This is a genomic window from Citrobacter amalonaticus (assembly GCF_037053465.1).
GTDB classification, from domain to species: domain Bacteria; phylum Pseudomonadota; class Gammaproteobacteria; order Enterobacterales; family Enterobacteriaceae; genus Citrobacter_A; species Citrobacter_A amalonaticus_H.
In genome coordinates, this window is record NZ_JBALIF010000034.1 from 1 (window position 1) to 9,659 (window position 9,659).

Below are 9,659 nucleotides of genomic sequence, written 5' to 3' on the forward strand. Positions count from 1 at the left end.
TTAATCACAGCGATGATCTGATGCTCAGTAAAACGGGCTTTACGCATAGCGATCTCCTTCGTTGGCAGATTGATTATGCCGGATGATCTCTAAATGTGAATGGCACGATTATGCGGGATACTTACAACCTCACTTCACTATAGTTTAACTTCAAAAATAGAGACATCGGTGATACATTTTCAACGTATGCTGAGTTACATGTTTAGGATTTAACAAAATGTCTAAAGATTTTACTAATAATGCCGATAGTTATATATATTGGTTTAGTTTATGTGGATCATATAAATGAGTGTTTTTTCTGATATTTCTGAGTATGTATGGGACTTGCTTAACGATGGAAAGAAATTAGGAGTTTCAATAGGTGAGGAAACAATTAGTGATCTGATATTAATCGAGATTGCCAGAAGAGACTATAATTACCTGACTATAAGAAAAACCGCCAAAGATAAAGAATCAGAAAGCGGCACTGATTGGGAATGGTGGATCGGAAGTATTAAAAATGGTTGGGTGCGATATGCTATACAAGCAAAAAAAATGGATTACAATCAATATTCATATAAAACGCTTAAACACGAAGTAGGAAAAGATAAAAAACTACAATATGAAATCTTGAGAAAACATGCTAAAAATACGAAAGCAATTGCGCTCTATGCGTTTTACAACTACCCAAAACAAACTGAACTTGATGAATACTGGAATTATCAAAAACCAATATCCAAAAAGAAAATGGGGATTACCATTGCCAATCTTGAATTGGTAGTTAGAGCGATTAATATAAAAAGAGGGAAGAATTTCCCTACGATACATAAATTTAAAACAACATATCCACTTTGTTGTTTACTTGAGTGTGTTAGCACTTACAAAAAAAACATCTCTAAACCCTCTATTCTCCCACAACCTCCAAATGTGATGACACTCTCATACTCGAACATTTCAATTCTGGCTTCAGATTATGAAACAATAGAACAGCATAAAATAAACGAGAAAGAGATCAATCTAAATCATATACTACAAGGCTATGATGTTTCGAAGTTATTTAATGATGACGAAATATTCGATAAAGCCAAGGGATTGTTATACCCAAATAATACCCCTGTGCCAAAACGAATATTAGTTATCGATTTAGAACTACTTAAAAAAACAAAAAAAGAATCATAACATTTTATAAAAACATTCTAACAAACCTTTAGCAAAATGATAATTATAAAAACATGTTATATATGAACTTCTACCTCTGACTAATATAGCCTGAATAAAATGCTATCGGATCCGACATGGTCGATAAGGCCACGACTTCAGTTTAGCCCGGTACTGTTTTCAGCGAGAAGATCACAGGCACACAGCAGACAGCTAGCAGGAGCACGAAGGCCGTTATAAGCAAGAAGAAAGCACAGTTTTCATCTCTACTGTTTATAGGGATGCAGGGTGACGCAGGAGGGATGCTTCGGGGCGTATTGGACGTCGCACCAGTTCCCCTCCGCAGTTCGGGCACTGGCGTTAAGCCGTTGGGCCACGCAATCGAGGCAAAATGTGCATTCGAATGAACAGATGTATGCCTCTTTTGATTCAGGCAGCAGATCTTTATCACAGCATTCGCAATTAGGACGGAGTTCAAGCATGGTGCTCTCTTATTGTTAATATACCTAAGGCCAGCTACCTGTATCGACTTCGGTTGTTTATATGTATTAGATGAGAATGGTCTACAGGCGGGAAAATTCAAGAGAGTGAATTATCCGACAGAAACACTCACTTCCGGAAACAAACGACAAGCCTGTAGCGTCCACCAGAGCCTAAACTAGCAAGGAAAATCCCACTCCCAACAATCAACTTAAAAATCAATGAGATACAAAAAACCTTCCATATCAAAATCATCGCCACTCTTTTTGCGCCTTCCCCTTCGCGAAAAAAACCAAAATCTCAAACAAACTCAACCAGCTCCCCCACCAATTACAAGGACGCCAGCTCATTAACCTTAAAAAATCCTATATATTCAATTAATTACATTTTTTTGTTGCATGTATGGTCATGATTTGGATAGCTGCAATCGCAATACCCGATCTAATGGATGGCTGCCCTCTCTGTTTCATCTGATTGCGCATTAAACATGCATAAACGAGGTGAAATTTCAGTTTTATTTTTGCTGCATTTGTCCAAAACATATGTGGTCCTGTCGGTGAACCAATTTCTGTTGGTGCATAATTTAGTTAAATTATTGACCTATTTTGCACATTTTTGGACAGAAACATGATTTATATTTTCATTATATTACCTTTAAACAAGATTCAGAAAAACACTGACAATTACCTTACCAAGGGGAAATATATGCTTTCTTTGGAATTTAAAGGAGACATTCATCCAACTCAAGTGATTTTTTAACACAACCTGAGTACAGGTTTTATCGATTAATAACGAGTTCACTTAGATAAAAACGTAGCCACCTTAACTAATCGGGAGTGATATGAATAAGATTCACTTAGTATACCTCATGTTATTCATATTTTATGGAATCTGTACAGCAAATGCCATAACAGTTAAGACTGTTTATCGCGCTGATAATCGGCCACCTGACGAGGTATTCCAGAATGGATTTACTGCATGGGGTACAAACATTAATTACATTTCACACATATTAGGATTATCCGGCACAACAGGCTCCAGAGACTCCGCATTTATTCCGACCTCATCCAATCATGATATTGCCAATAATTTCGCGCGCGAACGAGCGGTAGCGACTGGCTCCCCTTATTATATATATAACATCAGAGCAACAGATAACTTTTATCCTGCTCTTGAGACGGTTTATCATATTTATGATCAACACAACATCCGTGTCAGTGACGATGTTCGCGCGACTGTAGCACGTGAGCAAGAATATACCGCATACAATATAATAAGTTCAACACAAATTAGATCAGTAGAAACAATTAGATTTGAAAATGGTGAATGGATTACAGAGAGCAGATCGAACCCCAATTATATAGAAAGTCAAAATACACACTCTCATGACGGTCCATTTACCAGTTCCGACACCTCTCCTCTGGATCACCGAGCTCGATTACTTGTTGGTTTATCGGCTATAGGAGCTGATTTTCTACCGCTGGAAGATGTTGATCGCCGTCTGCCTGCTCTATTCTGTTCAAGTTGCCTGAGTCATTCAGAACTTTAAATTTATTTAAACTGGAGGTTTTATGTCCTTTAAAGTTACATTACCCTTAGCACTATCCATTTTAAGTTATTGTATTAATGCGATAGCAGATGGACAATCTTTATCTCAGATTTGTAGTGAAAGAAGTGGTCAACTGGTAACGAACCATACAATCACAAATCTCAATATTGATGAATCAGGTGCAACCAACTTTCAATATAATGGAACGTGGTATCATTTGAGACATGATACAGGTTCCCGAATCCATGATTTTGCAAAAGTGTCTCTCCTGACTGGTGTGCCGGTTGATATTTGCTTATCAAATTCAGATGGCAGACCCATGGCAATGGAAAGGACGTACAACGTTAATTAACATCACCACTATAACATTGACATTCGTACACCTGTTAGGCCAAGAACATAGCAAATATTCTCAGTATTTTCCGGGTAGTAAAACAGGATGCTATCTGACCTACTGATTTCAATATGTTGCCTGGCCTAAGTTCCACAGTGCAATGCCCGGCAAGGTAGTATTTTTCATTCTGTCCCGGCGTTACCTCGCGTTTATATTGTCCACGCCGTTGCCAGTCAGCACTGATTGAAGACAAGATTGTCGGGCAGTTAATTCACCTTATCGGCATCAACATGCTGTGAGAAGAAAAGGCGGGGTCGTGCATGTTGAAGCTCGGCTCTCTCAATAAACTCAACCACGATTTAGGCTCACACTTACATGAGTACCTAAATACGATCTAATTAGTCATAGTACAGAGCGAATAGAAAGCAATGTAAGTTTGTTAGTACCCCGAATAATAAGCAAGCAGTCTCACACTGTCCGGATGAATTTTCCGTCATCTCACAAATCTGACTCTCTATTCTTACGATACTACAACAATTGCGTTAACTATCTGAAAGTGGACTTTTAGGAGAGTTCAACTTGTTTTCTATAAAATCCAGGCTATCATTAAAAAAAGTTTTTTACCAGTTTAAAAACTGATTGTAAATTACCTTTCTCGAAAAAGACCAACACTCTATTATTTCAAGGATAAAAAATGTACGTTCTGGCACTGATAATGAGTCTTTCAGGAAACGCGTCGAATAAAGAAATTATCGGCGCTTACAGTCATCTTGAACAATGTGAAAATGCCTCTTTAGAATATACATCTAAGACAAAATGCTATTACCTGGACGCCCATAAAGGTATGATTGATGTGAACGCTATGGAGAATACACATACCAGTAAAAAATAAGTTCCTACTCAACCACAACCTTTACTCTGGGCTTTGATAAAAGAATTTTAATGAGTTCAGTAAAGCTAACAGGTTTAAAAAAATAATACCCTTGTTGAAAGGTAATATCATTTCTGTTGAGGTAATCAACTTGTTCTTTCGTTTCCACGCCTTCAGCGACAATGCTTAACGACAGCTTCCGTGCCAGATCCAGCACACAATCCAGAATCCGTGTGGAATCCTCCTCCATGTTGACGCGGGCGACAAAGCTCTGATCGATCTTGATGTAATCAATATGCAGATCATGGAGATAAGAGAGCCCCGAATACCCTGTTCCAAAATCATCCAGCGCAATCACAAAACCATTCTCGTGAAGAATATTCAGGGTTTGTACCAGGTGCTCATCAACATGCAATGGTTCTCGTTCTGTTACTTCTATCACGAGGTTGAGATCTTTTCTTTCAAATTTCGCCTTATATTTAAGGCACTCCTCAACAAATGTCGGGGAAGTAATATGAGATGCGCTAAAGTTAATGCCGACATGAAATCCTTCTGGCAGCTTGCTGGCGATCGCATTCATATTCTCCACAACCTGGTTCATCAACCCTTGTGTGAGCGGTATTATCAGTCCCGATTTTTCGGCAACAGGAATAAATGATGCCGGGGAAATAAAACCCGCTTTAGGATGTTTCCATCTCGCCAGCACTTCGACTCCACGCAATGTGCCTTCCCTGCCGTTCACTACGGGTTGATAAAAAGGCACTATTTCACCTTTCATGATGGCCCGGCGAAGCATTTCTTCCGGCGTGGTATTACGGTTTAAATATCGCTCAAGCGCATATCCAGCCAGACACGATATTAGCGTAATAAAAATAACGACGCCCATTCCCTGACTGATGAGTCTGTGCGCGCTAAATATTGGTGGTTGATTGTATCTGACAGCAAAAGGGTAATGTTCAGAGTTTACGCGGCCAAAATTTGGCTCAGAAACATGTGGGATCGTCACATCGCCCGACAACCCCAGCATCGCATTCCCGGCCATAAAGGCGTAATTCACCTCTTTAAGAGGGGTACGCAGTGCGTCACGAATATGTTGATCGCTGATGGTCACCACAATGCGGCTGTCCGCAAGCAGCGTCTGATTTAACAATACAGGCCGTGCGTTAACCGTATTTTTCGCCGACACAAGCAAGAGTCGGGCATCGGTAATTGCCGGAAGCCGAGTCAGTAAAACGCGATTACCCGACAGTGACGAGCACCAAACCACACCCTGTTTGTAAATGAAGATTGTCCTGAGATGAGGCTGAAGCGCTGCTTCTGTACCCAATCGATACTGCCCTTCCTGATCGCAACCTTTTTGTGCAACTTCCTGGGCCGTTTTCGTGGCATGACTCGCTTCATCAAGAATATTATTCACATCTTTGACAATATATCGGGCTCCCACAAGGCTGTCCTCTCTTGCGGAATACCAGAGTTGCGCGTTAAGAATCGATACGCCAAAAATGAAGAGCAACACAGCAACAATGATGGGAAGAAGAGTGTTACGCATTGTCGGCTCCGGACGATAAACAAGTTATTGTAATGCTGCTTACACGATCAATGTGACTTATCTAAAAGCATGGGTGAAAGCATTTAAAATAACCATAGTTCCTGAGGCATTTATTTTTCCGCCATCAGCGGTGACGGGTGTGACTACAGATAACAAAAAACTGCACTTTACTCGGTTGGGGATCCAACGTTTGGAGTGCAGTTGCGATTCGCGAAAAGAATATTGCGGACTTGCCGGTTATCCTCAGAAATTCACTTTCAACCCCAGCATAGCGCTGGTGTCGCTGTAACCCGCATCACCAATCTGCTGAGCAACATTCCCCCAGAGATTAACGTTACGATTGAGCTGACTTTCCACACCAACTTTTAGCTCAGCGATGTTACGGGTTCCGGCCTGCTCAACGTCCACACCGCTCATGGATGCGCCAAAACGTTTGGTATTGTGGATCCAGTTAGCCTCAACGAAAGGTTCGAAGATACGCTCTTTGCCTTCATCAAGCTGGCTATACCCTTTGATAAATAAGCGCGCCCCCAGCCGGGACTGAATGTTGCCGTCCCCTTCGCTGGTCACCCGCGTACCATTCGCTTCACTGTGAGCGTTGGCTTTCACGCCCATCCAGGTCAACTGCCCAACCGTCTGAAAATAGTAGCTTTCCCGCTCATTTTTCTCGCCAATTTTCCAGGTGTAACCGGATTCAACAGAAGCAGTAAAACCTTTTGACGAATAGTCTTCCTGGGCCAGATTTTCACCGCTGACAGTATTATCAAACCAGTTATACATCAGCCAACTGTCCACATAAGCGCCCGTCTGCTCCTCGTTATTTTGCAGCCATGTCCCGTAAACTCCCAGGCTGTAACCCTCCACGCTGCCCCTGCTGTAATAACGGTTCAACTTATTGTGCGAGTTACTTTTCTGGTTGGCATAGCCGCCCATAATCCCGAGAAGGTATTTGTCTTTCTCATCGCTGCTCCACTGTGCGATGTCTCCGCCCAACTGTACGACATAACGGTTAGCCTGAGTGTTAACCTGCCCGCTGTTGTCTTTGAAGCGGGTGTGTCCACCGACATGCCGCATCCAGAGCCCCGTCACTTTTTTCGTCTCTCCAGTTAGGGCATCAATATAGTGTGGTTCGCCGATACGGTCATGCAGACGAAGCTGGAACAAGCTATTTGCTGCGGCAATGTTCGCAACGTATTCCCCTGCTTCCGGACGGATCACAGGTTCACCCGGTGCTGGCTGGGGCTGTGGCGAAGGTTCCGGAGAAGGTCCTGGATCTGGCGCAGGCTCAGAGCCAATACCGCTGACCAGATACCAGTTCTCTCCTTTACGGACGACGTCATAGTCATAAGCGCCAGCAACGATACGGCCATATTTAGTGAATGTACCGATGGACTCGCCGCCGACATTCACAATTTCGATCCCCTGCTGGGTGAGCGCGCCCTGACCGCCGATATTGTTAATGCTGACCTGGGTATTCCCGGCTTCAACATCGCCCAGAACATACAGTTTATCCGTCAATGAATCATCGCCGCCGAGTACGGTGTTCAGCGTCAGGATGCCATTGCTGCCCGAATAATCTTCAATAACCCGCAAAAATTTCGGTGTGTAGGATGAGAAACTGCCCGGCGCCGCGTAGGTCAAATTCGCATCATTCAGATCGAGGCGGGTAACAACGGAATCTGCGGTCATATTCCAGACACTGTTGGTTCTGGACATATGCAGATAGATATATCCGTTATCAACCGTATTCAGAGAGTTATCCGCATTGAGCTGAGTTGAGTTCGCGCTACCGGTAAACGCCGACCCCTGCGTCATGCGTAAATCGATAACCCCCTGTCTGTCGGCCAGCAAATCGCCATTGACGATATAGGTGCCGCGAGACTGCTGTCCCCCCAGCCAGGAGGAGCCGATATACGAGCCGAAACCGGTGGAATACATGGCGTAACTCCCGGAACCTTCCATATCAATATTAACGTTCCGGGTGAGGAAGATTTTTCCCCCCTCGTAGCTTTCTGTCTGGTTAAAAGTCGCGCGCTGCCCTGGCGGTAAATGCTTAATACCGTCTTCTGCTCTTAATGCGTCCGCCTGCTGGCCCCGGGTAAGCACAGAGATATCACCGACCTGAATCATCCCGGTTTTATTGGCGTAAACCGCATGGGCTTTGTCGCCATTGGTTTGTACAGAGACATTGTTTCCCAGAGTAATGCGGGCATTACTGTGATCGGGAACAAATCCCATGGCGTTGAGATAGTATGCTGAACCTGCATAGACACCGTATCCCGCCCCTCTGTATACATTACTGCCTGCGCCGTCCGTGACAATTGAAATATTATCTCCGGCTGTGAGTACATTATTTTTATTTCGCCCCTGGGTAATTTCCGCAGCAATCCCCATACCATGCCGGGCATAAATATCCATACCGCCATTAAACGTCAGATCAGCATATTCCGTTTCCTCCAGATATATTCCAGAAGAAAAATTACCATAGGTTTTAATCGTCAAATTACTATCCATGACAAACGTGGAATTCCGTCCACGAATACCATCAGACCAGTCTCCATTGGTGATGATATTGATGTTTTCAGCGGTAAGGTGATATTGGCTTTGCTTCCATAAATCTAATCCATAACTGAACTCGCGCCCCGTCGTTGAAATGGTTGCGCTGTTGTATGAATTAAGGATACTTTCAATATCCGTGATAAGCCCAGTCTCGCCACGACAGGTCAACTGAACGCCATCAGAGGAGTTACAGACAGCTTCAGCAGCAAAACCCTCGAAAGAAAACAGTCCCATCAGAATTGCGTACTTCTTTAATGTCATAAACGACTCCATGTCATTAATACTTATTTTTTTACTACTCTCCACGCGCAGATCACCAGATTTGAGCTCTCAGTTTTTTCAGTTTTCGCAAACGTGGGTCTTATAACAGACGTCCAGAAATCAGACAATTCGCGTTTAATAAAATCATTTAAAAACAAAGAGATATTTTTTTGACAATATTCCGAATAACTCTCAATGATTAGCAAGAGGATATTATTTGAAATAATAAATATTTTATTAACCATGAAGCGCGATTTTTTCACTTACAGTTTTTTCCTAAAGCCAGCGCTTCGCTAACGTGCCATGCTGAATCACGCTAATCAGTATTCCTATAAGCGAGGATATTATGAAAAAGACAATGATCGCCTTATCTGCACTTCTGCTGGCTTCACCTGTTTTTGCCGCAACCACACACGCAACCGATAATGATGTGGCAGCCGCGCATGAAAATGCAAATACGGCAAAAGAAAAACTGCATCAGGTTCAGAATCAGGGCGAAGAGCAACAACTGAAAGCGAAACACCAGGCTGAAGGTACAAGTGATGACCTGAGCAGTAAAATCAGCGAAGACTCGCAGAAAGCCTGGAATAACACCAAAGAAGGCACGGAAAAAGGGTGGAATGCCACGAAAGAAGGTGCGGAAAAAGGATGGAATAAGACCAAAGAAGGTGCCGCCGCCGTCGAGAGACCCTGTAAATAATTCTGTGTAACTGCCCACTCATTAAAGGTGATCGCTCAGGCGGTCACCGAACTCGATAATAAAGCGACTCATTGCCAGCCGCCAGTTCTGGAGACCCTGTAAATAATTCTGTGTAACTGCCCACTCATTAAAGGTGATCGCTCAGGCGGTCACCGAACTCGATAATAAAGCGACTCATTGCCAGCCGCCAGTTCTGGATCGGCATACTCCATTTTTTTG

6 protein-coding genes and 2 pseudogenes are annotated in these 9,659 nt (G+C 43.0%); 4 read left to right on the top strand and 4 right to left on the bottom strand.

Translation table 11 applies throughout. The annotated features are described in order from the left end of the window. Positions 1–285 precede the first annotated feature (285 nt). Complete coding sequence (locus WB371_RS23325; RefSeq protein WP_336222332.1) at positions 286–1,158, top strand: DUF6615 family protein; 873 nt, start codon at positions 286–288, stop codon at positions 1,156–1,158. Positions 1,159–1,410: 252 nt separating this feature from the next. Here the strand turns inward: WB371_RS23325 and WB371_RS23330 are convergent. After that, positions 1,411–1,619, bottom strand: a pseudogene (locus tag WB371_RS23330) (DUF1272 domain-containing protein). 839 nt (positions 1,620–2,458) lie between these two features. Between WB371_RS23330 and WB371_RS23335 the strand changes: the two are divergent. Continuing rightward, positions 2,459–3,166, top strand: a complete 708-nt coding sequence (locus tag WB371_RS23335; protein WP_336222333.1) for a scabin-related ADP-ribosyltransferase — start codon at positions 2,459–2,461, stop codon at positions 3,164–3,166. Positions 3,167–3,188: 22 nt separating this feature from the next. Next, positions 3,189–3,518 (top strand): hypothetical protein, encoded by a 330-nt coding sequence (locus WB371_RS23340; protein WP_336222334.1) that lies wholly within the window; start codon positions 3,189–3,191, stop codon positions 3,516–3,518. A 145-nt stretch (positions 3,519–3,663) separates the two neighbouring features. On the opposite strand, the pseudogene WB371_RS23345 reads toward WB371_RS23340, so the two are convergent. The 3 genes and pseudogenes from WB371_RS23345 to WB371_RS23355 form a co-directional block, all read right to left on the bottom strand. Then, positions 3,664–3,744, bottom strand: a pseudogene (locus WB371_RS23345) (hypothetical protein); the annotation flags it as partial. 652 nt (positions 3,745–4,396) lie between these two features. Further along, positions 4,397–5,920, bottom strand: a complete 1,524-nt coding sequence (locus tag WB371_RS23350) for an EAL domain-containing protein (RefSeq protein WP_336222335.1) — start codon at positions 5,918–5,920, stop codon at positions 4,397–4,399. A gap of 243 nt (positions 5,921–6,163) precedes the next feature. Then, positions 6,164–8,740: an autotransporter outer membrane beta-barrel domain-containing protein gene (locus WB371_RS23355; protein WP_336222336.1), complete on the bottom strand. Its 2,577-nt coding sequence runs from the start codon at positions 8,738–8,740 to the stop codon at positions 6,164–6,166. Positions 8,741–9,086: 346 nt separating this feature from the next. Here WB371_RS23355 and WB371_RS23360 point away from each other — a divergent pair, with 346 nt between their 5' ends. Next, complete coding sequence (locus tag WB371_RS23360) at positions 9,087–9,440, top strand: hypothetical protein (protein ID WP_336222337.1); 354 nt, start codon at positions 9,087–9,089, stop codon at positions 9,438–9,440. Positions 9,441–9,659 lie beyond the last annotated feature (219 nt).

Coding starts and splice junctions, on each gene's coding strand:
- WB371_RS23325 (WP_336222332.1), top strand. CDS start 286: ATGAGTGTTTTTTCTGATATTTCTGAGTATGTATGGGACTTGCTTAAC.
- WB371_RS23340 (WP_336222334.1), top strand. CDS start 3,189: ATGTCCTTTAAAGTTACATTACCCTTAGCACTATCCATTTTAAGTTAT.
- WB371_RS23350 (WP_336222335.1), bottom strand. CDS start 5,920: ATGCGTAACACTCTTCTTCCCATCATTGTTGCTGTGTTGCTCTTCATT.
- WB371_RS23360 (WP_336222337.1), top strand. CDS start 9,087: ATGAAAAAGACAATGATCGCCTTATCTGCACTTCTGCTGGCTTCACCT.
- WB371_RS23355 (WP_336222336.1), bottom strand. CDS start 8,740: ATGACATTAAAGAAGTACGCAATTCTGATGGGACTGTTTTCTTTCGAG.
- WB371_RS23335 (WP_336222333.1), top strand. CDS start 2,459: ATGAATAAGATTCACTTAGTATACCTCATGTTATTCATATTTTATGGA.